Source organism: Actinosynnema sp. NPDC091369 (genome assembly GCF_044757065.1).
Lineage (GTDB): Bacteria > Actinomycetota > Actinomycetes > Mycobacteriales > Pseudonocardiaceae > Actinosynnema.
The window spans coordinates 1,251,745-1,276,767 of record NZ_JBIVUG010000001.1; the positions used below are offsets into that span (position 1 = coordinate 1,251,745).

Genomic DNA, 25,023 nt, shown 5'->3' on the forward strand with positions numbered 1-25,023 from the left:
GTCAGTCTTTCACCCACGCGCCCCGGACCATCACCTCGCGCGGCTTCAGCTCGCTGTCCAGCACCACGACGTCGGCCGCGAGGCCGGCGCGCAGCTCACCCGTGCGGTCCTGGAGGCCGAGCAGCCGGGCGGGCCGGGTCGACGTGGCGCGCACGGCCTCCTCGACCGTCAGGCCGCACGACTGCACCGCGTTGCGGAACGCGGCGTCCATGGTCAGCGTGCTGCCCGCCAGGGACGCGCCACCGGCGAGCGTCGGCACGCCGTCCACCACCCGCACCTCCAGACCGCCCACGTCGTAGACGCCGTCACCCACGCCCGCCGCCGCGATCGCGTCGGTGACCAGCACGGTCCGGTCCGTGCCCGCGTGCCGGGCGGCCAAGCGCACCGCCGTGGGGTGCAGGTGCACCAGGTCGCAGATCAGCTCCACGGTGACGCGCTCGTCGTCCAGCAGCGCGCCGATCGGGCCGGGCTCGCGGTGGTGCAGCGGGCGCATGCCGTTGAACAGGTGCGTGGCGACCGTCGCGCCCGCCTCCACGGCCGGGCGGATCTGCGCCTCCGTGGCGTCGGTGTGCCCGATCGCGGCCAGGACGTCGTTGTCGACGAGGTGGCGGACCGCGTCCACGCCGTGCTCCAGCTCGGGCGCGACGGTGATCATGCGGACCGCGCCGCCGCCCGCGTCCAGCAGCCTGTCGATCGACACCCGGTCCGGCGGGCACAGGATCGCGGGGTCGTGCGCGCCGCAGCGCGCGGCGGACAGGAACGGGCCCTCCAGGTGGATGCCCGCGACCACCTCGTCCCGCACCAGCTCGGACAGCGCCTTGACCTGGTCGGCCAGCTCGGGGATCGGCCGGGACACCAGGCTGGCCAGCATCGTGGTGGTGCCGTGCCTGCGGTGCGCGTTCGCCGCCTTGATCACCCGGGCCGGGTCGGCGCTGGTGAACGCCTCACCGCCGCCACCGTGGCAGTGGATGTCGACGAAGCCCGGCACCAGCCAGCCACCCCCGACGTCCGCGGTCGGGCCGTCCGGCGGCGCCCCCTCGCCGACGGCCGCGATCAGGCCGTCGCGCACCGCCACCCACCCCTGCTCGAGCACCCCGTCGGGCGTGACGACCCGACCACCGGTCAGGGTCACGTCCACGGGTCCACCCCACGTGCTCATCTCTCCTCCAGCATGTCGATGGCCAGCAGCGCGGCCCCGAGGCACCCGGCCTCGTCGCCCAACGCCGCCAACCGCAGTTCCGGGCGTCGCTGGAACGTGATCAGCTCGTCCAGTCGTCCGCCCAGCGGATCCGTCAGCTTCGGACCCGCCAGTGCCAGGCCGCCGCCCAGCACCACGGCTTGCGGCCCCAGCAGTGCGGCTACCAGCAGGATGCCCCTAGCGAGCGCGTCGACGGCCTCCCGCCACACCGCCGCCGCGTCGGTGTCGCCCTCGGTGAGCCGTGCCGCGACGTCCGCCGCGCCGGTGACGTGCCGGTTCGTGCGCTCGGTGTACCGGCGGGCGATCGCGGCGCTGCTCGCCCGCGCTTCGACGCACCCCGTCTGGCCGCAGCCGCACGGGTCGCCGTGGCCGACGTCCACGTGCCCGACCTCGCCCGGCGCGGACGAGACCCGCCCGTCCAGCACGAGGGCGGCCGCGATGCCGGTGCCGATCGGCATGATGACCGCGTTGGCGAGGTCGCGGGCGTTGCCCTGGCGCAGCTCGGCCAGGCCGCCGGCGCGCACGTCGTGGCCGAACGCGGTGGGCAGCCCGGTCGCCGACCGGATCGCGTCGCGGAACGGGAAGTCGGTCCAGCCGAGGTTGGCCGAGTAGACGCCGGTGCCGGTCACCTCGTCCACGATGCCCGGCACGACGACCCCGACCGCGTCGACCGGCTGCTCGACGGCGGCGCGCAACTCGCAGATCAGGGCGGTGACGTCCTCGACCACGGCGTCCCCACCGGGCCTGGTCGGCCGACGCCGCTGCGCCACCGCCCGCACCCCGCTGGGGTCGCCGGCGACCACCGCGGCCTTCATCCCGGTTCCGCCGACGTCGACGGCTATCACGTGTCTTGTGCGCGCCACGAGGACCGATACTGCGGCATCCGACCGCCATTGGTCTATACCAAGTGTCCGATTGGGCGAGTCCGGCGTGACCGGGAACCGTCGCCGGCCCGGCGCGGAGTTGTCCACAGGTCGCGTCCGGCGGGCCGGAATCGTCGGTGCCACCTGGCAGGATCAAGAACAGGGATCCCCTGGGCGGGGACCCCTGCGAAGCGCGCGATGGCGCGGCGAGGCGCGGCGAGGCGTGGTGGAGAGCGGCTCGTCGGCCGGAACGGGTTCGGGAGCCGTCGGTCGGCGAACCGGTGCGAGAGCGGTCGGCGACGGTGGTGGTCGCCCGGCGACGACCGGGGAACCGGCCTGCGGCTAGTTGCCGGCCATGATCTTCTGCAGGGCGTCCAGCGCACGGCTCGCGGTGCTCTTCACCGTGCCCTTGCTGATGCCGGTGGCCTCGGCGATCTCGGCTTCCGACAGGTCGCCGTAGTAGCGGAGCACGAGCACCTCGCGCTGCCGCGGCGGGAGCTGGGACAGCGCCCGCACGACCGCCTGGTGCTCGGCGGTCAGCATGGCCAGGCTCTCGGCCGACCGCGCGTTGGCCACGTGGGGCGGGGTGTAGTCGCGGGCGGTCTTGCGGCGGCGGAGCACGCTGCGCGAGCCGTTGACGACCGCCGTGCGCAGGTACCCCACGGCCGCCTGCGCGTCGCGCAGGTTCGACCAGTTGCGGTGCAGGCCGGTGAACGCCTCCTGGACCACGTCCTCCGCCGTGGCGGGCTCGTCGACCAGCAGCAGCGCCAGCCGGACCAGCCGCATCCGGTGCTGGCGGTACAGGTCCTCCAGGGTCAGCGGGCCGGTCGGGGCCGGTGCCGCGCCGTCCTGGATCCGCAGGTTCGTCAGCGTGTCCTGCACACGCGCGATGCCGCCGCTGTTCCGATCGGGACCGACCACGGAAAAGACGTTACCTCCTCACCCGGTAGCTTCGGCGCGGCGCTGCACAACGGAGGTGGGCTCTCGATGGCACGGTTCGCGGTCGAACTGGTGTACGGCGACAACACGGAGGAGCGGCTGGCGGTCCGACCCGCGCACCGCGAGTACCTGGCGACGCTGGTCGAACGGGGTGTGCTGCTCGTCTCGGGCCCCTACGAGGACCAGACCGGCGCGCTGCTGGTCTACGAGGTCGCCGACGAGGCGGAGTTGCGCGAGGTGATCGACGCCGACCCGTACACGCGCGCCGGCGTCGCGAAGGAGACGCGCGTGCACGAGTGGCAGACGGTGATGGGGGCCTGGCTCTAGTCCTTCTTCGCGGTGGCGGCCGCGTTTCCCCCCGGCCCGACCAGGCCGGACAGGTCGTTGGCCGCCATCTCGCGGTCGGCCGCGGGCACCGACTTCGGGGCCTGCCGGTCGACCACCTTCGGGGTGAACGCGCGGAAGAGCTTCAAGCCGCCGACCCAGCCGGGCACGTGCACGGCCTTCGACCGCCGGGTGATCGCCCGGACCACGGCCCTGCCGACGTCCGACACCGGGTACTTCTTGCCCGCCAGACCCGGCATGCCGCTGCGCAGCGGCCCGAAGACCGGGTGCTCGTCGGCGCTGTTCACCATGTCCGTGGCGATCCACGAGAAGTAGGCCACGCCCACGTCCACTCCCAGGTGCCGCACCTCGGCGCGCAGGCTGTCCGCGAACGCCTCGCAGCCCGCCTTCGCCGCCGAGTAGGCCGCGTTGCCCGGGATGTGCACGATCGCCGCCAGCGACGACACGACCAGGCAGTAGCCGCGGCTCGCGATCAGGTGCGGCAGGCACGTGCGGACCGTGCGCCACACCCCGAGCAGGTTCACCTCGATGACCCGCTCGAACGCGGCCGGGTCCATCGACCGGATGAACCCGGTGGCCGCGATGCCCGCGTTCGCCACCACCACGTCGATGCCGCCGTAGTGGTCGACCACGCCGTTCACCGCGGTCTCCAGCGCCTGCCAGTCGGTGACGTCGGCCTCCCACGCCCGGCCGCCGCACTGCTCGGCCACCTGCCGCAGCTGCTCGCCCTCCAGGCCGACCAGCGCGAGCTTCGCGCCCTTCGCGGCCAACCTCCGCGCCACCTCCGCGCCGATGCCCCTGGCCGCGCCAGTGATCAGGACAACCTTGCCCGTGACGTCCACGGTGACCTCCTCAGCGAGTCCCAGCCAGGGAGGCCACCGTAACGCAACTTACCGCCAGTAAGCTACTGGAGAGTTAAACGGCGCTGGCGGCGGTCAGCGCGGCCACCTCGTCCGCCTTCAGCTCCAGCTGCAGGGCCGGGAGCAGGTCGGCGAGCTGCTCGGTCGTGCGGGCCGACGCGATGGGCGCGGCCACCGTCGGCTGCTCGGCCAGCCACGCCAGGGCGACCGCCGCCGGGGTGGTGCCGTGGTTCTCGGCGACCTCGTCCAGCGCCGCGAGGACCCGCAGCCCGCGCTCGTCGAGGTACTTCGACGCGGCGGCGGCCCGCGCGCTCTCCACCGTGACGCCCGGCCGGTACTTGCCGGTCAGGAAGCCCTTCGCCAGGCCCCAGTACGGCGCGGACGACAGGCCGTGGTCGGCCACCGCGCGCGACAGCTCGCCCTCGTAGGAGCGGTCCACGAGGTTGTACGCCTGCTGGAGCGCCACGAACCCGGCGAAGCCCTCGCGCTCGGACACGGCCAGCGCGGACGTGAGCCGCTCGGCGGTGTAGTTGGACGCGGCGACGTGGCGGACCTTGCCGCTGCGGACCAGCCGGTCGAACGCGGCCAGCGTCTCCTCCTGCGGCGTGTCCGGGTCGTCCTTGTGCGCGTAGTACAGGTCGATGTGGTCCACGCCGAGGCGGCGCAGCGAGTCCTCGGCGGCGCGCTCGATCGTGTCGGCCTTGAGGTTGTCCAGCCCGCGCAGCATGCCCACCTTGGTCGCGACGACGATCGAGTCCCGGTCACCCCGGCGGTGCAGCCACCGGCCGATGATCGTCTCCGACTCGCCGCCGACGTGCCCCTCGGCCCACGCCGAGTACGCGTCCGCGGTGTCCACGAACGTGCCGCCGGCCGCCGCGAACGCGTCCAGCACGGCGAACGAGGTCTCCTCGTCGGCGGTCCAGCCGAACACGTTGCCACCCAGGCACAGGCGCGACACGTCGAGGTCGCTGGTTCCGAGTTTCGTCATGTCGCGAAGCTAAGCCGGGCGGTCCGGTCGTGCCGAATGGAGCAGCCAGGACTAAATCGTGGGGCGGCGCGGTTGCCTGTCGACGGAGCCTAGTTCGCGGGGAGACGAAATGACGGTCGAGTTGGGCAGGTACGGCGTGTGGGACCGGGCCGCGCGCTGGGTGGGCCGCGGGTCGGACGCCGCGGAGCTGGAGGAGCTCGGCTACGGCGCCCTGTGGCTGGGCGGATCGCCCGACGGCAGCGTCATGACCACGGTCTCCGAGCTGCTCGACGCCACGGAGAAGATCACCGTGGCCACCGCCGTGATGAACGTCTGGACGACGCCCGCGGGCGAGATCAACGACGGCTACCGGGCGCTGGCGTGGACCGACCGGTTCCTGGTCGGCATCGGCACCGGCGACGGCGAGCTGGCGGGTGAGGTGCATCACAGCCCCTACCAGAAGCTGATCCACTACCTGGACGAGCTGGACGTGCCGCGCGACCGCCTGGCGCTGGCCGCGCTCGGGCCGCGGCTGCTCCGGCTCGCCGCCGCGCGCACGAGCGTCGCCCACCCCTACCTGGTGACGCCCGACTACACGGCCAGGGCGCGCGAGACCGTCGGCGCGGGCGTCCTGCTCGCCCCGGAGCAGCACGTGGTGCTGGAGGAGGACCCGTCACGGGCCCGTGACCTGGGACGGGAGGCGCTGGCCGAGTACCTGGCGCGGCCCCACCACACCCGCAACTGGCTGCGCAACGGGTTCGCCGAGGACGACCTGACAGGCGGCGGCAGCGACCGGCTGGTGGACGCCCTGGTCGCCTGGGGCGACGTCGAGCGGGTCGCCCGACGCCTGCGCGAGCACCACGAGGCGGGCGCCGACCACGTCGCCGTGCAGGTGGTCGGCGCCTCCGACGCCCAGCGGGCGCTGCGCGACATCGCCGCCGCGCTGGCCGACTAGTCCGCGGTGACCTCGACGCCGTTCCAGAACGCGACGTGGTCCTTGATGTTGGCCGCGGCCGACTTGGGCTCCGGGTAGAACCAGGCCGCGTCGGGGTTGTCCGCGCCGTTCACGTGCAGCGTGTAGTAGCTCGCCGTGCCCTTCCAGGGGCAGACCGACGTGGTGTCCGACGGCCTGAGGTACTGGGTGTGCACGGACTCCGGGGGGAAGTAGTGGTTCCCCTCCACCATCTCGGTCTTCTCACTCTCGGCGATGATCTCGCCGTTCCACCGTGCGATCGCCATGACACCACTATGCCGTTGATCATCTTCGTTCGCCGGGTGGTGGCCGTAGGATGCTGCCGACACCGCGTTCCGGGCACCCGAGGAGGACCCACCGATGCCCATCGCAACCCCCGAGGTCTACGCCGAGATGCTCGACCGCGCGAAGGCGAACGAGTTCGCCTACCCCGCGATCAACGTCACCTCGTCCGAGACCCTCAACGCGGCCCTGCGTGGATTCGCGGAAGCCGAGAGCGACGGGATCATCCAGGTCTCGACCGGTGGTGCCGAGTTCGCCTCGGGCACCAAGGTCAAGGACATGGTGACCGGCGCGGTTGCGCTGGCGGAGTTCGCGCACGTGGTCGCCGAGAAGTACCCGGTGAACATCGCGCTGCACACCGACCACTGCCCGAAGGACAAGCTGGACGGCTACGTCCGGCCGCTCGTCGCGATCAGCCAGGAGCGGGTGGACCGCGGGCTCAACCCGCTGTTCCAGTCGCACATGTGGGACGGCTCGGCCGTGCCGCTGGACGAGAACCTGAAGATCGCCTCGGAGCTGCTCGACCTCACCGCCAAGGCGAAGATCATCCTCGAGATCGAGGTGGGCGTCGTCGGCGGCGAGGAGGACGGCGTCGCGCACGAGATCAACGAGAAGCTCTACACCTCGCCCGAGGACTACCTGAAGACGGTGGACGCCCTCGGCGCCGGTGAGAAGGGCCGCTACCTGGTCGCGGCGACGTTCGGCAACGTGCACGGCGTCTACAAGCCGGGCAACGTGAAGCTGCGCCCGGAGATCCTCAAGCAGGGTCAGGACGTGGTGGCCGAGAAGCTGGGCCTGCCGGCCGGCTCCAAGCCGTTCGACCTGGTCTTCCACGGCGGCTCCGGCTCGCTGCTGGAGGAGATCCACGAGGCCGTGTCGTACGGCGTGATCAAGATGAACATCGACACGGACACGCAGTACGCGTTCACCCGGCCGATCGTGGGTCACATGTTCGCCAACTACGACGGCGTGCTGAAGGTGGACGGCGAGGTCGGCAACAAGAAGGCTTACGACCCGCGGTCCTACCTCAAGGCCGCCGAGCAGGGCATGGCCGCCCGCATCGCCCAGGCGTGCGAGCACCTGAAGTCGTCCGGCCGCATGATCGCCGGCTGACGGTCCCCCGCGCGTCGAACGGCCCCCTCCGGGTTTCGGAGGGGGCCGTTTCGCCATGCACTACCTGCTGTACATGCGGCAGACGGCGGCGTGGAACAGGGACTGCTCGATCGCGGTGTTCTCCGGCGCGAACCGCTCCATCCGGGTGGTGAGGACGGTGAGGGTCCGCGTGCCCGTGCGGTCGGCGAAGTGGTGGGTGGAATAGCCCGGCAGGCCGCCGGTGTGGCCCCACACCGTGCCGCACGGGGTGCTGATCTCCATCACGCCGAGGCCGTAGCGGTCGGTCCCCGCGTCCTGGGGGACGGTCGCGAGCATGGCCCGCAGCTGCTCGCGCGGCAGCAGCCGGCCGGAGAACAGGGCGGCCTGGAAGCGCTGCCAGTCGCGCGCCGTGGACGTCATGCCGCCCGCCGCCCACGCCGGGCTGGTGTCGATGCCGGTGACGTCCACGTGGCCGTCGTGCTCGGGGCCCGCGAAGCCCGTCCCGGGCGGGGTGCCGGGCGGCAGGTGCGGCGCCAGGTGCTCGGCGTCGGGTTCGTAGCCGTGCGCGTGCCGGCCGGGGAACGTCGCGTCGGTGGGCAGTCGGGTGCCGGTGAGCCGCAGCGGCTCGACCACGCGCCGCCGGACCAGCTCGCCGTAGGTCAGGCCGGACGCGCTCTCCAGCACCATCCCGGCCAGCGCGTAGTTGGTGTTGCTGTAGTCCCAGCGCTCGCCGGGCGCGAACAGCGGCGGGTGCTCGACGGCGACGGCGACCAGCTCGGCGGGCCGCCACCGGCGCGGTTCCTGCCCGGTGACCAGACCGACCAGGCGCGGGTCGTCGAGGAAGTCGTACAGGCCGCTGGTCTGCTTGAGCAGCATCTCCACCGTGATGGCGCCACCGTTCGGCACGACGCCCGGCAGCCACCTCTCCACCGGGTCGGCCAGGGCCAGGCGGCCCTCGGCGACGAGCTGGAGCGCGATCGTCGCGGTCACCGTCTTGGTGTTCGACGCGACCCGGAACTGGTCGTCCGGGCGCAGGCGGTGGTCGCGCAGCGTCCAGCGCGCCTGCCGGGCGAACTCGGTGACGCGGCGGCCGTCGTCCACCCGGACGACCACGCCCGGCGCGCCCGCCGCGACGAGGTCCTCGGCCAGGTCGGTGAGGCGCTCGGCGCCGGACGCGGTCGCGGCGCCCGCGGTGGTGGCGGCCAGGGACAGGGCCAGCGCCCCGGCCACCGCCGCGCGGAGAAGTCGACGCATGAAGTGTTCCCCCAGGGGTTCGGGTCTCGTACCCGGTCAAGCCTCGGGGGGAACGGGGGCGATCGGAATCAGGCGGTCACCAGTGGTCGCCCGGGGGTCTGCCCCACCTTCACCCGGTCGGCGACCAGCCACAGCACGGCCAGCACGACGAACGTCGCCGCGGCGGACGGGTAGAGGATCGGCGGCGCGGCGTCCAGCTCCTGCTGCACCCAGATGCCGCCGTAGCCCAGGCCCGTGACGGCGGCCGAGCCGAGCACCGCGGCCAGCGGCGCGGGCAGCCTGCCCAGGTGCGCCGCGTCCACGGCCAGGCCGATGAGCAGCAGGAACACCGGCACGGCCGACAGCGGGAAGTCGGCGACGCCCAGCAGCGGCCAGATCAGCAGGCGGTAGGCGACGTAGCCGCCCGCCACCGCCGTCGCGGCCCACGGCGTGCCGATCGTGCGCCGGGCGAGGACCAGCACCACGGCCGCCGCGACCAGGCCCCACACCGGGTAGACCCAGTCGGCGATGGGCAGTGAGAACTGCACGATCGACTCGCGGTCGACCGGGCGGCCGATCTGGTCGGCGGCGAACTGGAGCAGGCTCGGCTCGGCGTACGGGTCACCGCGGTCCCACGAGGCGATCTCCAGCACGCCGTACTCCTGGTGCTGGTTGGGGAACCACATGTTCTCCAGGAAGAAGAACCACAGCGCGGCCAGCCCGAACCGCCGCCACCGGCCGCCGGTCGGGAACAGCGTGATCCACCCGCGGATCGCGCCGGCCAGCATGATCGCGGTGCCCAGGTACAGCAGGGCGTGCGACCCGCTCCACGACGTGATGTCGAGGCCGTTGATCCGGTGGTTGATCAGGTCGATGGGCAGCGCGACCAGGAAGACGCCGGTGCCCCACTGCATCAGCCGCAGCGCGGTGCGGTCCGCGCCGTAGCCGGTGTAGGTGTGGAACAGCGTCAGCCCGACCACGATCACCGTGCCCGCGGTGTTGATCAGGTGCGGTGGCGCCAGCTCGTCGCGCAGCCACTTGAAGTGCCAGGCCACGTCCCACGAGGAACCGATCAGCTTGAGCAGCAGACCGGCGAGCCAGAGCTTGTAGAGCCCGGCGACGAGCGCCGGCGGCGTCTCGCGCCCCGGCTCGCCGCGCTCCCAGTACTGGTCGCGGAAACGCGCGACGCGGTTGGTAACCCCCATGTTCACCCGCCCATGATGCGTCCCGGTGGGGGTGGCTGGAAGGGTGCCCCGCCCTGGTATTTCCCGGGACTTCCCCTAGGGGGTGGTCACGACCAGCAGATTCCCGGTTCGGCTCATGCTAACAGGTGATCGGCGTTGCTCTGAATGGCCGCAACGGGAAAGGTGCGGCGCTGAGAGTTCACTGAGAACCGAGGAGCGCTCCCATGGGCAAGAGGGTCGTGGCCGGCGTCATCGTCACCGCGTTGGTGCTGGCACTGGTCGCTGCGGTGGCCCGGGTATTCCTAAGCTGACGGCATGGAGAACCTGCTCGGTCCCGAACCCACGTTGCTGCCGGACCGCCCGGAGGCGCAGGCCGCCGCCGAGGCGGGCACCGACCCGGCCAAGATCGTCCGCGCCTACCCCGACTTCAGCGAGGCGTGGGCGCTGCTCGCCGAGCGGGCGTTGCAGACCGGCGACCCGGTCGCCGGGTACGCGTACGCGCGCACCGGCTACCACCGCGGCCTGGACCAGCTGCGCCGCTCGGGGTGGAAGGGCCACGGCCCGGTGCCGTGGTCGCACCGCGGCAACCAGGGCTTCCTGCGCGCGCTGGCGGCCCTGGCGCGGGCCGCGGACGAGATCGGCGAGACCGAGGAGTACGAGCGCTGCCGGAAGTTCCTCGCCGACAGCGACCCGGCGGCGCCCGCCGCGCTCGGTCTGAGCTGACCGCGTGGGGGCCGTGCGCGACGAGGTGGCGCGCAGGCTGAAGCGGTGGCAGAGCACGGCCTTGCCGATCGGCCAGGCCGCGCTCGCCGCCGGTCTGTCCTGGTTCGTCGCCACCGAGGTGGTGGGCCACGCGCACCCGTTCTTCGCGCCGATCGCCGCCGTCGTCTGCCTGGGCGTGTCGCTGGGGCAGCGGCTGCGGCGCGTCGTGGAGCTCGTCGTCGGCGTGTCCGTGGGCGTCGGCGTCGGCGACGTGCTGATCTCGTTGATCGGCTCGGGGCCGTGGCAGATCGCGCTGGTAGTGGCGCTGGCGATGTCCACGGCCGTGCTGCTCGACGGTGGCGCGGTGATCGCCCTGCAGTCCGGGTCGTCGGCCGTGCTGGTCGCGACGCTGCTGCCGCCCAGCGCGGGCGGCGGGCTGGACCGGATGGTGGACGCGCTGGTCGGCGGGCTGGTGGGGTTGGCGGTGACGGCGCTGCTGCCCGCGAACCCGCTGACCGTGGCGCACCGGCAGGCGAAGGTGGTGCTGGGCGAGCTGACCGAGGCGCTGCGCGGTGTGGCGACGGCGGTGTCCGAGCACGACGCCGTGCAGGCCGCGGGCGTGCTGGCGCGGCTGCGCGACAGCCAGGAGGCGGTGGACGAGTTCGCGTCGGCGTTGAAGACCGGCGGCGAGATCGCGACCATCGCGCCGATCCGCTGGCGCCGGCGGCACGAGCTGGGCCGGTACGAGACGGCCGCGGTGCCGGTGGACTACGCGCTGCGCAACACCAGGGTGCTGGCGCGGCGGGCGCTGGCCGCGCTGCGCGACGGCGAGCGGATGCCGGACGTGCTGCCCGACGTGCTGCGGCGGTACGCGGACGCGGTGGACGTGCTGCGGGCCGAGCTGGGACGCGGTGACGAGCCGAAGAAGGCGCGCGCGGCGGTCTGCGCGGCGGCGGCGTGCGCCACGGCGCAGCACCTGGGCGGCGAGGGTTTCTCCACGAAGGTGGTGCTGGCGCAGGTGCGCTCGGTGGCGGTGGACCTGCTGCAGGCCACCGGTCTGTCGAGGAACGAGGCGGCGTCCTCGTTGCCGCCCCTCACGAGGAAGGGCGGCGACGACGCCTAGCTAGCCCTCGGGGCGGTTCAGCACGCCGAGCAGGACGGCGTGCACCGCTTCGTGGTCCTTCTCGTCGGCCAGTCGGCACGACGCGCCCGTGACGGCGTACCACTCCTCCGCTCCCTCGTAGCGCACCAGCGCGCGCAACTGGCCGTCGGCCAGCGTGGTGCGCAGTTCCAGGTCACCGGTCACCACGCCGACTTCGTCGGTCATGACGCCGCCGGGCCCGGCCACGAACGCGGAAGACAGGTCGGCCATCGGTCGTCAGCACCTCCCGAGCATGCTCTGCAGTGCAGACTTCTCCGCCGAGTTCACGCTCAAACCCCACTTGTACTTCGAGCGCGTCCACATCTTGGCGTAGGTGCACCAGTAGGAGGTCAGCGGCGGCTTCCACAGCGCCGGGTCCTGGTCGCCCTTGGCCTGGTTGACGTTGTCGGTGACGGCGATGAGCTGCGGGCCGCTCAGGTCGTTGGCGAACGACTGCCGCCGCGACGTGGTCCACGACGACGCGCCGGAGCGCCACGCCTCGGCCAGCGGCACGACGTGGTCGATGTCCACGTCGGACGCCGCCGTCCACGTCGCCCCGTCGTACGGGCTGTACCAGCGGCCGGAGGTGGCCGCGCAACCGGAGTCGGTGACCACGTTCGTGCCGTCGCGCTTGAGGACGGTCTCCCGGGTGTTGCAGGCGCCCGAGACGGTGGTCCAGTGCGGGAACAGGTCCCGCGAGTAGCCGCTGGTCGAGCCCTCGGTCGCGACCCTCAGCGCGGCCAGCTCCGCGAGCGCGGTGCTGGTGCTCGGGATGTCGGGCGGCGTCGCCTGGGCGGGGGTGACCAGGCCGACCGCCAGCACACCAGCCAGGAGCAGGGTAAAAGCCGGAAGTCGCAGGGATGCGGTGAACCGCGCGGTTTTGTTGACCGTTGACATAATTCCGACCTTCCTAGTTGGAAGCTGTCGGAATTACCTTGGGTCATTTCTCCTTCCGTTACAACGCTTTCGGGTGACGCCTGAATGGCGCGACGGACAATTCCTTCGTCACTGCACCCCGCGGACCAGCCGCAGGTCCTCCGTGTGGCGGTACCAGGTCCACTTGCCCATCGGCCGCGGGTGCGCGACGCCGTCCGAGTTCACCTGCACCGGCAGGCAGCCGAGCTGGAACGCGCGCGCCGCCGTGCTGGTCACCTTCTTCCCGAACAGGCGCTTGTGGATGACGTGCACCACCAGGCCCAGCCCGCCCTCCGGGTCGGGCGTGACCTCCAGCCGGGACGCCTGACCCCGAAGCACCACGGTGTCGTCCCCGTAGCCGACTCCGCGCACCGGGCCGAGCGACCCGAGCCCCACGAGCACCCCGCCGACGTCGTCCCGCACCAGCGGCACCCGATCGGGGTCGCCGGACAGGGCGAGGTCGAGCGCGCGGCCCTGGTCGGTCGGCAGGCCCCAGAGCCGGGCCACCTCGGACCGCGGGTCCGCGGGGACGTACCCGACCGGCACCTCGGCGAGCCGTTCCGTGCGCAGCAGCCGCAGGACGACCGCGTTGAGGTCGGCGTCGGTGCCGTGCACGACGAGACGTTTGTCACCCGAATCCGCGAGCACGGCGTCCACCTCGGCCTTTCCCGGCCGTTCCGCCACTCGGCGCACCTCGAAACGGTCACCGTCAGTGATCATCGGCCACTGCGAGTTTCCGCAGGCCAGCACGATTCCGCGCACCTTCATCTCCTGGTCTACCCTCAACAGCCGTCCACTGACGGCTCGGCCGTCGCAGGCATTCGGCTCTTACCCGTCCAACCGCTTGGAGTTTCACATGCCGGCCGTCGTGCTGATCGGTGCCCAGTGGGGCGATGAGGGCAAGGGCAAGGCAACCGACCTGCTCGGTGACCGCGTGCAGTGGGTGGTCCGGTACCAGGGCGGCAACAACGCCGGGCACACCGTGGTGCTGCCCGACGGCCAGAAGTTCGCCTTGCACCTGATCCCCTCCGGCATCCTCACCCCTGGCGTGACCAGCGTCATCGGCAACGGCGTCGTGGTCGACCCCGGCGTGCTGCTCGAGGAGCTGGCCGGCCTGGACGAGCAGGGCGTCGACACCAGCAAGCTGCTCATCTCCGCGGACGCGCACTTGATCATGCCCTACCACGTGGCGATCGATAAGGTCACCGAGCGGTACCTGGGCAAGGCCAAGATCGGCACCACCGGCCGCGGCATCGGCCCGTGCTACCAGGACAAGATCGCCCGCGTCGGCGTGCGCGCCCAGGACCTGCTGGACGAGAAGATCCTCCGGCAGAAGGTCGAAGCCGCCCTGGACTTCAAGAACCAGGTGCTGGTCAAGGTCTACAACCGCAAGGCGCTCGACCCCGAGCAGGTCGTGGACAGCGTGCTGGAGCACGGCACCAAGTTCACCTCCCGGATCGCCGACACCCGCCTGCTGCTCAACCAGGCGCTGGAGCGCGGCGAGACCGTGCTGCTGGAGGGCTCGCAGGGCACGCTGCTCGACGTCGACCACGGCACCTACCCGTTCGTGACGTCGTCCAACCCGACCTCCGGCGGCGCCAGCGCGGGCTCCGGCATCGGGCCGACGCGGATCACCACGGTCATCGGCATCCTCAAGGCGTACACCACCCGCGTGGGCTCGGGCCCGTTCCCGACCGAGCTGAACGACGAGATGGGCGAGCACCTGCGCAAGACCGGCGGCGAGTTCGGCGTGACGACCGGGCGCTCGCGGCGCACCGGCTGGTTCGACGCCGTGATCGCCCGGTACGCGGCGCGGGTCAACGGCATCACCGACTACTTCCTGACCAAGCTGGACGTGCTGTCCGGCCTGGAGAAGGTGCCGGTCTGCGTCGGCTACACGATCGACGGCGAGCGGGTCGACGAGATGCCGATGACGCAGACCGACGTGCACCACGCCGTGCCGGTGTACGAGGAGCTGCCGGGCTGGTTCGAGGACATCAGCCACTGCCGCACGTTCGAGGAGCTGCCCGCGAACGCCCGCGCGTACGTCGAGCACCTGGAGGACATCTCCGGCGCCCGCATGTCCGCGATCGGCGTCGGCCCGGGCCGCGACCAGACCATCGTGCGCCACGACATGCTGGGCGGCTGACACCCGCACTGATCGACTTCCGGGCGATCGAGCCGCCGTCTGCGGAGCAGCGGCCGAAGACAATGCCTCCGGCACCGACGCAATCGGTGTCGGAGGCTTTTTCATGATTCGGGACGCGTTGACTTCTACCGACCGGATATCAAAACTCTGACTCGCTGATCAGCGCGTCCGATGTTGCCCCTCCGCTGGGAGAAATCCGTGTCGATTTCCACGGCGGGTGTTGTCGCGCGTCCCGAATCCGTTGTGCCCGCGCGTGCGCCCGCATTGAAACAACGCAAGTGGCCCGATCTGCGCCGCTGGCTGAGCCCCGTCGGGCTCGTCCTGCTGTGGCAGGCCGCGAGCAGTTCGGGCGTGCTGCCGCCGGACAAGCTCGCCTCGCCGGTCACCGTGTTCCGGACCGCGTACGAGCTGGTCGTGGACGGGCAGTTGGTGGACGCGTTCCTGGTGTCGGCCGGCCGGGTCGCGGTGGGGTTCGCCCTCGGCGCGGTCGTCGGTGGCGCGCTGGGCCTGGCGTCCGGGCTGTCCCGGTGGGGTGAGCGGCTGCTCGACCCGCCGGTGCAGATGCTGCGCACGTTGCCGCACCTGGGCCTGATCCCGCTGTTCATCCTGTGGTTCGGCATCGGCGAGGAGCCGAAGCTGGCGCTGGTCGCGGCGGGTGTGGCGTTCCCGCTCTACCTGAACCTGCACGCGGGCATCCGGCAGACCGACCCGGCGCTGCTGGAAGCCGCACGCGTCCTCGGCTACACGCGGTTCGAGCGGATCGCGCACGTCGTGCTGCCCTCGGCCGTGCCACAGACGCTGGTCGGGCTGCGGATCGCGCTCGGCACCGCGTGGTTGTCGCTGATCGTGGGCGAGCAGATCAACGCGGACGCGGGCATCGGCTACCTGATCAACAACGCCCGCGAGTTCCTGCGCACCGACGTCGTCGTGGTGGGCCTGCTCGTCTACGCGCTGCTCGGGCTGACCACGGACGCCCTGGTGCGCGCGCTGGAGAGGAGGGTGCTGCGGTGGCGGGCGCGGTGAGGATCCGGGGACTGGTCAAGGACTTCGGGTCACGGCGGGTGCTGGCCGGGCTGGACCTGGACGTGGCGGACGGCGAGTTCGTGGCGCTGCTGGGCCGCAGCGGGTGCGGCAAGTCGACGTTGCTGAGGATCCTGGCCGGGCTCGACCCCGACGTGCAGGGGACGTTCACGGTGCCCGAACGGGTGTCGGTCGCGTTCCAGCAGCCTCGGCTGCTGCCGTGGCGGCGGGTGTGGCGCAACATCACGCTGGGGCTGCGCGGCGTCGACGGCCGTTCGGTCGCGGAGCACGCGCTGGCGGAGGTCCGGCTCGCCGACCACGCCGACGCGTGGCCGTTGACGCTGTCCGGTGGCGAGGCGCAGCGCGTGTCGCTGGCACGGGCGCTGGTGCGCGAGCCGGAACTGCTGCTGCTGGACGAGCCGTTCGGCGCGCTGGACGCGCTGACCCGGCTGGCCATGCACCACCTGGTGGAGCAGCTGTGGCGGGAGCACCGGCCCGCCGTGCTGTTCGTGACCCACGACGTGGACGAGGCGCTGCTGCTGGCCGACCGCGTCGTGGTGCTGGACGAAGGTCGGATCGTGGCCGAGCACCGCGTCGACCTGCCGCGACCGCGCCGCCGCGCGTCGTTCGCGGACCTTCGCTCGCACGTGCTGTCGAACCTGGGAGTGGACGATGTCGAAGCTGCTTAGCGCGGTCGTGGTCGCGGTGCTGGCGTTGTCGGGCTGCGGCACGGCCGAGTCGTCCGACGGCCCGGTGGTGCTGAAGGTGGGCGACCAGAAGGGCGGGTCGAAGGCGCTGCTGACGGCCGCCGGGCTGCTCGACGACTTCCCGTTCCCGATCGAGTGGTCCACGTTCACGTCCGGACCGCCGCTGCTGGAAGCCGCGTCGGCGGGTGCGATCGACGTCGGCGGGGTCGGCAACACGCCGCCGATCTTCGCGGCGGCGGCGAACGCCAAGATCGCCGCCGTGTACTCGGCGAAGGGCAACGTGGAGAGCGACGCCCTGCTGGTGCCCGCCGACTCGGCCTTGCGGGCGGTGTCGGACCTCAAGGGGCGCAGCATCGCGGTGGCCAAGGGCAGCTCCGCGCACGGCCAGGTGCTGCTGACCCTCGCCGCGGCCGGGCTGACGACCAAGGACGTGACGCTGAACTTCCTCCAGCCGTCGGACGCGTACTCGGCGTTCACGCAGAAGCGCGTCGACGCGTGGGCGATCTGGGATCCGTACACGGCGCAGGCGCAGCAGGAAGCGGGCGCGCGCGTGCTGACCGACGGGCGCGGCAAGTCCAACGGCTACACGTTCCAGGTGGCCGGTCGCGCGGCGCTGGACTCGCCGGGCAAGAGCGCGGCGGTCAAGGAGTTCGTGAAGCGGATCGGCCAGGCGCAGCGGTGGGCCGACACGCACCGCGAGGAGTGGGCGCGGGTGTGGGCGGCGGAGACCGGGCTGAAGCTCGAGGTGGCGCGGGCGGCCGTCGAGCGCGGCGGTGACCTGCCCGTGCGGCTGGACGACGCGGTGATCGCGTCCGAGCAGGAGCTGGCCGACGCGTTCACCGCGGACGGCGCGCTGCCCGGCAAGGTCGACTTCCGGAAGTTCGTGGACACCCGATTCCAGGGGGAGCTGTCGTGAGCGTCGTGCCGCACTGGTTCCTGCCCACCTCCGGCGACGGCCGGACCGTCGTGGAGCGCTTCCACGCCAACCGGTCGCTCGGCGCGGCGGCGCTGCGGGAGCCGGACATCGACTACCTGGCGCAGGTCGCGCGGGCGGCCGAGCACAACGGGTTCGCGGGCGTGCTGACGCCGACCGGCACGTGGTGCGAGGACGCGTGGCTGACCACGGCGGCGCTGCTCGCGCGGACGTCGACGCTGAAGTTCCTGGTGGCGTTCCGGCCGGGCGTGATCTCGCCGACGCTGGCCGCGCAGATGGCGGCGACCTACCAGCGGATCTCGCGCGGTCGGCTGCTGCTGAACGTGGTGACCGGCGGGGACGAGGTGGAGCAGCGCCGGTTCGGCGACTGGCTCGACCACGACCAGCGGTACGCGCGGACCGACGAGTTCCTGCACGTGGTGCGGGAGGTGTGGTCGGGGCGGCCGGTGGACTTCGCCGGCGAGCACTACCGGGTGTCGGGCGCGACGGTGCTCGCCGCACCGGACCCCGTGCCGCCGATCTACTTCGGCGGGTCCTCGGACGCGGCGCTGCCGGTCGCGGCGCGGCGGGCCGACGTGTACCTGACGTGGGGCGAGCCGCCCGCGCAGGTGGCGGAGAAGATCGGCCGGGTGCGGGCGCTGGCGGGCGACCGGCCGATCCGGTTCGGCGTGCGGCTGCACACGATCAGCCGCGACACGTCGGCCGAGGCGTGGCGCGAGGCGGAGAAGCTGCTGGCGGCGCTCGACCCGGCGCAGGTGGCCAGGGCGCAGGAGCAGCTGCGGACGTCGCAGTCGGTGGGGCAGCAGCGGATGGTGGCGCTGCACGGCGGCGACCTCAGCCGTGGCGTGCGCGGCCTGGAGGTGCACCCCGGGCTGTGGGCGGGCATCGGCCTGGTGCGCGGCGGCGCGGGCACGGCGCTGGTCGGCAGCCACGAGGAGGTGGCCGACTTGATCGAGGAGTACCACGGGCTCGGCGTGGAGGAGTTCGTGCTCTCCGGCTACCCGCACCTGGAGGAGGCGTACTGGTTCGGCGAGGGCGTCCTGCCGATCCTGGCGCGACGCGGCCTGCTCGCCGGCGCGTCGGCCGACGACGGGCCCGACTCGCACGACCGCTCTGACTCGCACGACCGCTCTGACTCGCACGACGGCAAGGAATTGTCGGTCCCCACCGGTAAAATCGCATCAAGGGTTCCCCTTGGCGGGGACCCTCGCGAAGCTGTGCCCAGCAGCTCCTGAGCCGCGCGCACGCCGAACCGCTCCCCGGAAGTCGGACCGGTCATCCGGTCCCGACTCGCGGGGAGCGGTTCGGCGCATCCGGCGGAGGTCGAGTCGGCGTGGGACGCGCCTCAGCCCTTGCGGGCTTCCACGGCCGTGTCCGGGTTGTCGGCGAACACGCCGTCCAGGCCCGTCGCGTAGAACCTCGCGTACTCGCCGAACGCGTCGCCGTACGCCGCCGGGTCGGTGGACTTGCGGAAGTCCGCCGGCAGGAACGTGTTCTCGTTGCGGAACGTCCACGCGTGCACGATCAGGCCGCGGGTGTGGGCGTCGCGCACCAGGGTGGTCGGCTCGAGCAGGAAACCCGCCGCGTCACGCGGGATGATCCGGTCCTTCGCCGCGCCGACGCCGTGGGCGTACGTGCGGATCTCGCGCAGCCCCTCCGGCGTCACGAGGTCGCTGTAGGTGCGCTTGTCGCCCGCCTTGACGAAGTCGTACGGCGCGCCCGACGAGTTGACCAGCTGCACCAGCGGCACCCGCAGCTTCCCCTTGAGCTGCTTGAGGTTCGCCACCTCGAACGACTGCACGTAGACCTTCGCGCCGTGCCGGTTCAGCCCCGCCCTGGTCAGCACGTCCACCAGGCGCGGCTCCAGCGGCAGGCCGATGTCCTGGAAGTACGTCGGGTGCTTGGTCTCCGGGTACAGGCCGATGTCACGCCCGAGCTCGCGGCTCAACCGGCGGGACAGGTCGATGACCTCCTCCAGCGTCGGCACCTCGAACCGGCCGTCGTAGAGGGTGTTGCGCGGCCGGACCTCCGGGATGCGCTCCTCGGCCCGCAGCGTCTTCAGCTCGGCGAGCGTGAAGTCCTCGGTGAACCAGCCGGTGATCGACGCGCCGTCGATGACCTTGGTGGTCCGGCGCCCGGCGAACTCCGGCCGCGCCGACACGTCCGTGGTGCCGCCGATCTCGTTCTCGTGCCGGGCGACCAGCTTGCCGTCCTTGGTCACCACCAGGTCCGGCTCGACGTAGTCGGCGCCCATCCGCGCGGCCAGCTCGTACGCGGCCAGCGTGTGCTCGGGCCGGTAGCCCGACGCGCCGCGGTGGCCGATCACCAGCGGGCCCTTGCGGGGTGATGCCACCTCCGCGTCACCGCTCGCCGACGCCGAGGGCAGCACCACCGCCCCCGCCACCGCGAGCGCCGCGAGCGCCGCCCCCACGATCTTCGTCCGCACCATCGCCGACCTCCTCGACTCCACTCCTGACGCGCGGCAGCCTCGTCGCGCACCGCGACGTCCCGAACACGCTAGGGCGAAGGGCAGGACACGTCACGGTGAACGCGTGGTGGGCGCTTCGGGGGTCGTCACTCCCTGGATATGGCCGCTTCCTCCAAGTCGAGCTCGCGCAGCACCCGGACCAGCACCTCGTCGTCGATCCGGCCCTCGTCGCGGGCCTCGATGAACACCTGGCGCTCGGCCTCCAGCATCGTGCGGCGCAACCGCCGGTACGACGCGGCCGGGCTCTCCTCCTCCTGCCTGCCCAGCCGCTCCCACGCCGCGTTGCCCCGGTGCTCGGCCATCACCCGCAGCCGGTCCACGACGTGCCCCGGCGTGTCGTGGTCGTCCCCGATCACCTCGTCCAGCTTGCGCACGGCGGCCTGCGCGGCGGCGTGCTGCACCTGCGCCTCGGCCAGCGCGTCGGTCCGCTCCTCGTCACCGCGGAACCCGAGCTTGCGGATCACGAACGGCAGCGACAGCCCCTGGATGAGCAGCGTGCCCACGGTGACCACGAACGCGCAGAACACGATCACCTCGCGCCCGGGCAGGTCCAGCGGCAACGCGCTGGCCGCGGCCAGCGACACCACGCCCCGCATCCCCGCCCACGACAGCACGGTCACGCCGCGCCACCCCGGCGCGCCCTCGCGCTCCCGGACGCGCTTCGACAACAGCCGCGGCAGGTACGCGGCCGGGTACATCCACACGAACCGCACCACGATCGTCGCCGCCAGCACGGCCGCCGCCGCCCACACCAGCCCGGCGGTGATGTCCACGTCCCGCACCACGCTGTTGAGCTGCAAGCCGATCAACGCGAACACGAACGACTCCAGCAACATGTCCACCGACCGCCACACCGCGGTGTCCTGCAAGCGCGTGTAGTAGGAGCTGCGCGGCGCGTAGTGCCCGATGTAGAGCCCGGCGATGACGACCGCGAGCACGCCGGACGCGTGCAGCTCCTCGGCGAAGATGTACGCGCCGAACGGCACCAGCATGCCGAGCGCGCTCTCCAGCACGCCGTCGTCGAGCCGGTCCCGGATCCACCGCACGCCCCAGCCGATCGCCAACCCGACCAGCACGCCGCCACCGGCGCTGATCACGAACGTGCGGGTGCCGTCCACCCAGGTCGCGGCGGTGCCCGCGGCCGCCGCGACGGCCACCTTGTACGCCGTCAGCGCGGTCGCGTCGTTGATCAGGCTTTCGCCGGTGAGCAGCGTCATCGTCCGCCGCGGCAGGTTGAGCCGCCGCCCGATCGCGACCGCGGCGACCGCGTCCGGCGGAGCCACCACCGCGCCCAGCACCAGCGCCGCCGGCAGCGACAGGGCGGGCAGCACGAGGTGCGCGACCAGCCCCACCGCGATCGTGGTCGCCAGCACCAGGCCCACCGCGAGCAGCCCGATCGGCCTGAGGTTGGCCCGGATGTTGTGGTAGGAGCTGTCCAGCGCGGCCGAGTACAGCAGCGGCGGCAGCACCAGGACCAGGATCAGCTCCGGCTCCAGGGCGAACTCGGGCAGGCCCGGGATGAACGACACCGCGAGCCCGACGCCCACCAGCACCAGCGGGGCCGACCAGTTGAGGCGTTTCGCCGCCGCCGTGACGAGCAGCGCGCCGACGAGCAACAGGAGCAGTTCCGGTCCGTGCATGGCGCAATCTTGCGTGATGATGACCGGTATGACCTGTCCTCACGTCTCAGAGCTCCCGGACTCCGTCGCCCCGGACAACCCCGAGGGCTGCGCCGACTGCCTCGCCAACGACGAGCACAACTGGGCCCACCTGCGCATCTGCCTGTCCTGCGGGCACGTCGCCTGCTGCGACTCCAGCCCCCGCCGGCACGCGACCGCGCACTTCCACGCCTCGGAACACCCCGTTATGCGGTCGTTCGAGCCGGGCGAGGACTGGCGCTGGTGCTACCTGGACGCCCGGATCGTGTGAGCCCGGCGAGCCCGGCCGGACTGTCTTTACAGTCCCTTTAGGCGGTCGGTCTATGGCTGTGACCCGCGACACAAGTAGCTTCGTGAGCGCTTCACCAGGCGCGACACGAAGGGGTGCGCGTGACGACCAAGCCGCAGGTCGAAGTCGATGAACTGCTCGCCGAGTACGACGAGGAGCGCCCGTCGCGCGCCTTGTCCCCCCGGTGGGAGCTGGGCGTGTGGGTGGCGGGCCTCGCCATCGCGCTGCTCGTGCTCAAGCAGGTGTTCTGGCCGTTCAGCAAGGGCGGCCAGTACTACCTGGTGATCTTCCTGGCGGTCACGCTGCCGCTGGTCTTCCTCTGCTACCGGCCGCGCGGCAGGCGCGGCGACGCCGACGACCCCGGTGTCGTGGACTGGGTGGCGGCCACCCTGGCGTTCGCGGTGGGCGCGTACCCCCTGTTCGGCGGGTTCGACGCGTTCCTCGACCGCCAAGGGCAGCTCACCACCCTCGACATCGTCGCCGGGTCGCTGCTGCTGGTGCTCATCCTGGAGGCTTGCCGGCGGACCACCGGCTGGGTGCTGCCGATCGTCTGCGTCGGGTTCATCGCGTTCGCCTACTACGGCGGGTTCCTGCCGCCGTCCTGGGACATCTCGCACGCCGGCGTGGACTTCTCCCAGATCATCAACGGCTTCTACAACGACGCGACCGGGTTCTACGGGACGCCGCTGGACGTCGCCGCCACCTACATCGTGCTGTTCACGATCTACGGCGCGGTGCTCAACGCGTCCGGCGCCGGCACGTTCTTCGTGGACATCAGCTTCTCCGCGTTCCGCAAGTCGCGCACCGCGCCCGGCCGCACCGCCGCCACCGCCGGGTTCCTGCTCGGCACCGTGTCCGGCTCCGGCACCGCGACCACCGTGTCGCTGGGCGCGGTGACCTGGCCGATGCTGAAGAAGGCGGGCTACCCCAAGGAGAACGCGGGCGGGCTGCTCGCCGCGTCCGGCATCGGCGCGATCCTGTCGCCGCCGACCCTGGGCGCGGCGGCGTTCATCATCGCCGAGTACCTGGAGACGTCCTACCTCCAAGTGCTGATCTGGGCGATCCTGCCGACCCTGCTGTACTACCTGGGCATCGCGCTGGCCGTGGAGATCGACGCGCGCAAGTTCGGCGCGAAGCCGGTGGAGATCGACTCGCCGAGCCCGTGGGCGCTGCTCAAGCAGGGCGGCTACCACTTCCTGTCGCTCGCGGTGATCGTGGTGTTCCTGGCGCTGGACATCCCGGTGTTCTCCGCCGTGGTCTACGCGACCGGCGTCGCGGCGGTGTTCGCGCTGATCGCCCAGCGCGGCGACGTGCGCGCGTGGCTGCGGGCCATGGCCGACTCGCTGTCGCTGGGCGTGCGGTCGGCGCTGCCGGTCATCGCGGTGTGCGCGGCGGCGGGCGTGATCACGTCCACCATCACCAAGACCGGGCTCGGCCAGGAGCTGGCAGCGGCCCTGGTGGACATCGCGGGCGCGATCTCGTCCAACCCGCAGGTGGTCCTGTTCGTCACGGTCGTGCTGGCGGCGTTCGCGGTCAGCCTGCTCGGCCTGGCCGTGCCCGTGACGGCGTCGTTCATCATCTCGTGGGTCGTCATCGGGCCCGCGCTGATCGACCTGGGCGTGGCGCGCGAGGAAGCGGCCATGTTCATCTTCTACTACGCGGTGCTGTCGGAGGTGACGCCGCCGACGGCGCTCGCCGCCGTGGCCGCCGCCGCGATCACCGGCGGCGACGTGATGAAGACGATGTGGCGGACGTGGAAGTACACCCTGCCCGCGTTCCTGGTGCCGCTGGCGTTCGTGCTGACCGACAACGGCTCCGGGCTGCTGCTGCGCACGTCGTTCCTCGACGGGCTGTGGGCGTTCGCCGCGTCCGCGCTGGGCGTGGCGGCGCTGGCCGTGCTCACCGGCGGCTGGGTGTTCGGTCCCGCCCGGTGGCCGGAGCGCCTGCTGTGCGCGCCCGCCGCCGTGGCGCTGCTCTACCTGCAACCCGTCACCATCGCCGTCGGCCTGGCGTTCCTGCTGGCCGCGGTGGCGGTGCACGTCGTCCTACGCCGGAAGACCCCCTCGGGAAAGGAACAGCATGCGCAGCTGGACGCTTAAGGTCGCCGTGGGCGTGCTCTCGGTCGGCCTCCTCGCCGCCGGGTGCGGCGGGAAGCGGACCCCGGACGCGTCGCCGAACAGCAACGCGGGCGGAGCCGCCTGCGAGGCCGCGGACGGCCGGATCACCATCGCGACCGGCAACTCCGGCGGCGTGTACTACGTCATGGGCGGCGGGCTCGCGAAGCTGATCAGCGACAACACCAAGCTCAAGGCCACCGCCGCCGAGACCGGCGCGTCCGTGCAGAACATCCAGCAGCTCGTCGCGGGCGACTACGACGTGGCGTTCTCGCTGGCCGACACGGCGGCCGACGCGGTCGCGGGCAAGGGCGCGTTCGACGGCAAGCCGCAGCAGGTCAAGGCGCTGACCAGGCTCTACCCGAACTACACGCAGGTGCTGGTCAGGGCCGACTCCGGGATCAACTCGGTCGCGGACATGCGCGGCAAGCGGATCTCCACCGGGTCGCCCAAGTCGGGCACGGAGGTGATCGCGCAGCGGCTGCTGACCGCGGCCGGGCTCAACCCCGAGACCGACGTGCAGGCGCAGCGGCTCGACCTGGCCAAGACCGCGGACGGGATGAAGGACGGCAGCATCGACGGCCTCGTGTGGTCCGGCGGCCTGCCCACCGCGCAGATCACCGACATCACCACGTCGCTGAAGGACCAGGTCAAGTTCCTCGACATCACGCCTCAGCTGGACGCGTTGAAGGAGGTCAACGAGGTCTACGACCGGGGCGTCATCCCGGCCGCGACCTACGGGCAGCCGGCCGACGTGCCGACCGTGGCGGTGCCGAACGTGCTGCTCGTGCGCGCGGACTTCCCGGACGGCGACGCGTGCGCCGTGACCAAGCTCATCTTCGAGAAGAAGGCGGACCTGGAAGCCGTGCACCCGGCGGCCAAGGACATCGTCAAGGAGAAGGCCGGCATGACCGACCCGGTGCCGCTGCACCCCGGCTCGCTGGACGCACTGGGCGGCTGACCGGCCGGG

The 25,023-nt window shown here is 72.1% G+C and carries 26 protein-coding genes; 13 read left to right on the forward strand and 13 right to left on the reverse strand.

Annotated features, from left to right (window positions below; all coding sequences use genetic code 11):
- Position 1: 1 nt before the first annotated feature.
- The 3 genes from nagA to ACIQMJ_RS06175 form a co-directional block, all read right to left on the reverse strand.
- Positions 2-1,159: an N-acetylglucosamine-6-phosphate deacetylase gene (gene nagA / locus ACIQMJ_RS06165; protein ID WP_499759869.1), complete on the reverse strand. Its 1,158-nt coding sequence runs from the start codon at positions 1,157-1,159 to the stop codon at positions 2-4.
- Complete coding sequence (locus ACIQMJ_RS06170; protein ID WP_499759870.1) at positions 1,156-2,061, reverse strand: ROK family protein; 906 nt, start codon at positions 2,059-2,061, stop codon at positions 1,156-1,158. Before ACIQMJ_RS06170 ends, nagA begins: the two co-directional genes overlap by 4 nt.
- Positions 2,062-2,403: 342 nt before the next feature.
- Positions 2,404-2,982, reverse strand: a complete 579-nt coding sequence (locus ACIQMJ_RS06175; protein ID WP_073886200.1) for a SigE family RNA polymerase sigma factor — start codon at positions 2,980-2,982, stop codon at positions 2,404-2,406.
- Between the two features lie 66 nt (positions 2,983-3,048).
- Here ACIQMJ_RS06175 and ACIQMJ_RS06180 point away from each other — a divergent pair, with 66 nt between their 5' ends.
- The gene (locus ACIQMJ_RS06180; RefSeq protein ID WP_499759871.1) at positions 3,049-3,327 is read left to right on the forward strand and encodes a YciI family protein; all 279 of its coding nucleotides are present in this window, start codon (positions 3,049-3,051) and stop codon (positions 3,325-3,327) included.
- Here ACIQMJ_RS06180 and ACIQMJ_RS06185 read toward each other — a convergent pair.
- The gene (locus tag ACIQMJ_RS06185; protein ID WP_499759872.1) at positions 3,324-4,187 is read right to left on the reverse strand and encodes an SDR family oxidoreductase; all 864 of its coding nucleotides are present in this window, start codon (positions 4,185-4,187) and stop codon (positions 3,324-3,326) included. The two genes, ACIQMJ_RS06180 and ACIQMJ_RS06185, sit on opposite strands and share 4 nt — an antisense overlap.
- Positions 4,188-4,260: 73 nt before the next feature.
- Entirely contained in the window at positions 4,261-5,193 is a 933-nt protein-coding gene (locus ACIQMJ_RS06190) for an aldo/keto reductase (protein ID WP_499759873.1), read from the reverse strand.
- A gap of 109 nt (positions 5,194-5,302) precedes the next feature.
- Between ACIQMJ_RS06190 and ACIQMJ_RS06195 the strand changes: the two genes are divergently transcribed.
- Positions 5,303-6,127: a TIGR03620 family F420-dependent LLM class oxidoreductase gene (locus tag ACIQMJ_RS06195; protein WP_499759874.1), complete on the forward strand. Its 825-nt coding sequence runs from the start codon at positions 5,303-5,305 to the stop codon at positions 6,125-6,127.
- Here ACIQMJ_RS06195 and ACIQMJ_RS06200 read toward each other — a convergent pair.
- Positions 6,124-6,411, reverse strand: coding sequence for a DUF427 domain-containing protein (locus ACIQMJ_RS06200; protein ID WP_499759875.1), 288 nt, complete (start codon positions 6,409-6,411; stop codon positions 6,124-6,126). The two genes, ACIQMJ_RS06195 and ACIQMJ_RS06200, sit on opposite strands and share 4 nt — an antisense overlap.
- A gap of 94 nt (positions 6,412-6,505) precedes the next feature.
- On the opposite strand from ACIQMJ_RS06200, the gene fbaA reads away from it, so the two are divergent.
- Positions 6,506-7,540, forward strand: a complete 1,035-nt coding sequence (fbaA, locus tag ACIQMJ_RS06205; protein WP_499759876.1) for a class II fructose-bisphosphate aldolase — start codon at positions 6,506-6,508, stop codon at positions 7,538-7,540.
- A gap of 60 nt (positions 7,541-7,600) precedes the next feature.
- Here fbaA and ACIQMJ_RS06210 read toward each other — a convergent pair whose 3' ends face one another.
- Both ACIQMJ_RS06210 and ACIQMJ_RS06215 read right to left on the reverse strand, forming a co-directional pair.
- Positions 7,601-8,773: a serine hydrolase domain-containing protein gene (locus tag ACIQMJ_RS06210; RefSeq protein ID WP_499759877.1), complete on the reverse strand. Its 1,173-nt coding sequence runs from the start codon at positions 8,771-8,773 to the stop codon at positions 7,601-7,603.
- A 68-nt stretch (positions 8,774-8,841) separates the two neighbouring features.
- A complete protein-coding gene (locus tag ACIQMJ_RS06215; RefSeq protein ID WP_499760262.1) occupies positions 8,842-9,957 on the reverse strand; it encodes a hypothetical protein in 1,116 nt (371 codons plus the stop codon).
- Between the two features lie 294 nt (positions 9,958-10,251).
- Between ACIQMJ_RS06215 and ACIQMJ_RS06220 the strand changes: the two genes are divergently transcribed.
- Together ACIQMJ_RS06220 and ACIQMJ_RS06225 are read left to right on the forward strand one after the other, a co-directional pair.
- On the forward strand, positions 10,252-10,659 hold the full coding sequence (locus tag ACIQMJ_RS06220; RefSeq protein ID WP_141980005.1) for a DUF3151 domain-containing protein: 408 nt from the start codon (positions 10,252-10,254) through the stop codon (positions 10,657-10,659).
- A gap of 4 nt (positions 10,660-10,663) precedes the next feature.
- Complete coding sequence (locus ACIQMJ_RS06225) at positions 10,664-11,761, forward strand: FUSC family protein (RefSeq protein WP_499759878.1); 1,098 nt, start codon at positions 10,664-10,666, stop codon at positions 11,759-11,761.
- Here ACIQMJ_RS06225 and ACIQMJ_RS06230 read toward each other — a convergent pair whose 3' ends face one another.
- The 3 genes from ACIQMJ_RS06230 to ACIQMJ_RS06240 all read right to left on the reverse strand — a co-directional run bounded on the left by ACIQMJ_RS06230 (position 11,762) and on the right by ACIQMJ_RS06240 (position 13,462).
- Positions 11,762-12,010: a hypothetical protein gene (locus tag ACIQMJ_RS06230; RefSeq protein ID WP_499759879.1), complete on the reverse strand. Its 249-nt coding sequence runs from the start codon at positions 12,008-12,010 to the stop codon at positions 11,762-11,764.
- A gap of 6 nt (positions 12,011-12,016) precedes the next feature.
- Positions 12,017-12,676 (reverse strand): HNH endonuclease family protein, encoded by a 660-nt coding sequence (locus ACIQMJ_RS06235; protein ID WP_499759880.1) that lies wholly within the window; start codon positions 12,674-12,676, stop codon positions 12,017-12,019.
- Positions 12,677-12,784: 108 nt separating this feature from the next.
- The gene (locus ACIQMJ_RS06240) at positions 12,785-13,462 is read right to left on the reverse strand and encodes a hypothetical protein (RefSeq protein WP_499760263.1); all 678 of its coding nucleotides are present in this window, start codon (positions 13,460-13,462) and stop codon (positions 12,785-12,787) included.
- Positions 13,463-13,550: 88 nt separating this feature from the next.
- Between ACIQMJ_RS06240 and ACIQMJ_RS06245 the strand changes: the two genes are divergently transcribed.
- The 5 genes from ACIQMJ_RS06245 to ACIQMJ_RS06265 all read left to right on the forward strand — a co-directional run bounded on the left by ACIQMJ_RS06245 (position 13,551) and on the right by ACIQMJ_RS06265 (position 18,739).
- The gene (locus ACIQMJ_RS06245) at positions 13,551-14,843 is read left to right on the forward strand and encodes an adenylosuccinate synthase (RefSeq protein WP_141980009.1); all 1,293 of its coding nucleotides are present in this window, start codon (positions 13,551-13,553) and stop codon (positions 14,841-14,843) included.
- A 198-nt stretch (positions 14,844-15,041) separates the two neighbouring features.
- Complete coding sequence (locus ACIQMJ_RS06250) at positions 15,042-15,866, forward strand: ABC transporter permease (RefSeq protein WP_499759881.1); 825 nt, start codon at positions 15,042-15,044, stop codon at positions 15,864-15,866.
- Entirely contained in the window at positions 15,851-16,552 is a 702-nt protein-coding gene (locus ACIQMJ_RS06255) for an ABC transporter ATP-binding protein (RefSeq protein ID WP_499759882.1), read from the forward strand. The genes ACIQMJ_RS06250 and ACIQMJ_RS06255 overlap by 16 nt, the downstream gene beginning before the upstream one ends.
- A complete protein-coding gene (locus ACIQMJ_RS06260) occupies positions 16,536-17,486 on the forward strand; it encodes an ABC transporter substrate-binding protein (RefSeq protein ID WP_499759883.1) in 951 nt (316 codons plus the stop codon). The genes ACIQMJ_RS06255 and ACIQMJ_RS06260 overlap by 17 nt, the downstream gene beginning before the upstream one ends.
- Positions 17,483-18,739, forward strand: a complete 1,257-nt coding sequence (locus tag ACIQMJ_RS06265; RefSeq protein WP_499759884.1) for an LLM class flavin-dependent oxidoreductase — start codon at positions 17,483-17,485, stop codon at positions 18,737-18,739. The genes ACIQMJ_RS06260 and ACIQMJ_RS06265 overlap by 4 nt, the downstream gene beginning before the upstream one ends.
- 110 nt (positions 18,740-18,849) lie before the next feature.
- On the opposite strand, the gene ACIQMJ_RS06270 is transcribed toward ACIQMJ_RS06265, so the two are convergent.
- Both ACIQMJ_RS06270 and ACIQMJ_RS06275 read right to left on the reverse strand, forming a co-directional pair.
- A complete protein-coding gene (locus ACIQMJ_RS06270) occupies positions 18,850-19,953 on the reverse strand; it encodes a glycerophosphodiester phosphodiesterase (protein WP_499759885.1) in 1,104 nt (367 codons plus the stop codon).
- A 125-nt stretch (positions 19,954-20,078) separates the two neighbouring features.
- Positions 20,079-21,632 carry a Na+/H+ antiporter gene (locus ACIQMJ_RS06275; RefSeq protein ID WP_499759886.1) on the reverse strand — a complete coding sequence of 518 codons (1,554 nt, stop codon included), beginning with the start codon at positions 21,630-21,632 and terminating at the stop codon, positions 20,079-20,081.
- 28 nt (positions 21,633-21,660) lie between these two features.
- On the opposite strand from ACIQMJ_RS06275, the gene ACIQMJ_RS06280 reads away from it, so the two are divergent.
- The 3 genes from ACIQMJ_RS06280 (at position 21,661) to ACIQMJ_RS06290 (ending at position 25,014) form a co-directional block, all read left to right on the forward strand.
- On the forward strand, positions 21,661-21,921 hold the full coding sequence (locus ACIQMJ_RS06280) for a UBP-type zinc finger domain-containing protein (protein ID WP_141980017.1): 261 nt from the start codon (positions 21,661-21,663) through the stop codon (positions 21,919-21,921).
- Between the two features lie 119 nt (positions 21,922-22,040).
- Positions 22,041-24,038, forward strand: a complete 1,998-nt coding sequence (locus ACIQMJ_RS06285) for a TRAP transporter permease (RefSeq protein WP_499759887.1) — start codon at positions 22,041-22,043, stop codon at positions 24,036-24,038.
- On the forward strand, positions 24,019-25,014 hold the full coding sequence (locus ACIQMJ_RS06290; protein WP_499759888.1) for a TAXI family TRAP transporter solute-binding subunit: 996 nt from the start codon (positions 24,019-24,021) through the stop codon (positions 25,012-25,014). The genes ACIQMJ_RS06285 and ACIQMJ_RS06290 overlap by 20 nt, the downstream gene beginning before the upstream one ends.
- Positions 25,015-25,023: the final 9 nt, after the last annotated feature.

Coding starts and splice junctions, on each gene's coding strand:
- ACIQMJ_RS06230 (WP_499759879.1), bottom strand. CDS start 12,010: ATGGCCGACCTGTCTTCCGCGTTCGTGGCCGGGCCCGGCGGCGTCATG.
- ACIQMJ_RS06220 (WP_141980005.1), top strand. CDS start 10,252: ATGGAGAACCTGCTCGGTCCCGAACCCACGTTGCTGCCGGACCGCCCG.
- nagA (WP_499759869.1), bottom strand. CDS start 1,159: ATGAGCACGTGGGGTGGACCCGTGGACGTGACCCTGACCGGTGGTCGG.
- ACIQMJ_RS06195 (WP_499759874.1), top strand. CDS start 5,303: ATGACGGTCGAGTTGGGCAGGTACGGCGTGTGGGACCGGGCCGCGCGC.
- ACIQMJ_RS06180 (WP_499759871.1), top strand. CDS start 3,049: ATGGCACGGTTCGCGGTCGAACTGGTGTACGGCGACAACACGGAGGAG.
- ACIQMJ_RS06215 (WP_499760262.1), bottom strand. CDS start 9,957: ATGGGGGTTACCAACCGCGTCGCGCGTTTCCGCGACCAGTACTGGGAG.
- ACIQMJ_RS06270 (WP_499759885.1), bottom strand. CDS start 19,953: ATGGTGCGGACGAAGATCGTGGGGGCGGCGCTCGCGGCGCTCGCGGTG.
- ACIQMJ_RS06260 (WP_499759883.1), top strand. CDS start 16,536: ATGTCGAAGCTGCTTAGCGCGGTCGTGGTCGCGGTGCTGGCGTTGTCG.
- ACIQMJ_RS06245 (WP_141980009.1), top strand. CDS start 13,551: ATGCCGGCCGTCGTGCTGATCGGTGCCCAGTGGGGCGATGAGGGCAAG.
- ACIQMJ_RS06290 (WP_499759888.1), top strand. CDS start 24,019: ATGCGCAGCTGGACGCTTAAGGTCGCCGTGGGCGTGCTCTCGGTCGGC.
- fbaA (WP_499759876.1), top strand. CDS start 6,506: ATGCCCATCGCAACCCCCGAGGTCTACGCCGAGATGCTCGACCGCGCG.
- ACIQMJ_RS06200 (WP_499759875.1), bottom strand. CDS start 6,411: ATGGCGATCGCACGGTGGAACGGCGAGATCATCGCCGAGAGTGAGAAG.
- ACIQMJ_RS06235 (WP_499759880.1), bottom strand. CDS start 12,676: ATGTCAACGGTCAACAAAACCGCGCGGTTCACCGCATCCCTGCGACTT.
- ACIQMJ_RS06275 (WP_499759886.1), bottom strand. CDS start 21,632: ATGCACGGACCGGAACTGCTCCTGTTGCTCGTCGGCGCGCTGCTCGTC.
- ACIQMJ_RS06190 (WP_499759873.1), bottom strand. CDS start 5,193: ATGACGAAACTCGGAACCAGCGACCTCGACGTGTCGCGCCTGTGCCTG.
- ACIQMJ_RS06240 (WP_499760263.1), bottom strand. CDS start 13,462: ATGAAGGTGCGCGGAATCGTGCTGGCCTGCGGAAACTCGCAGTGGCCG.
- ACIQMJ_RS06210 (WP_499759877.1), bottom strand. CDS start 8,773: ATGCGTCGACTTCTCCGCGCGGCGGTGGCCGGGGCGCTGGCCCTGTCC.
- ACIQMJ_RS06280 (WP_141980017.1), top strand. CDS start 21,661: ATGACCTGTCCTCACGTCTCAGAGCTCCCGGACTCCGTCGCCCCGGAC.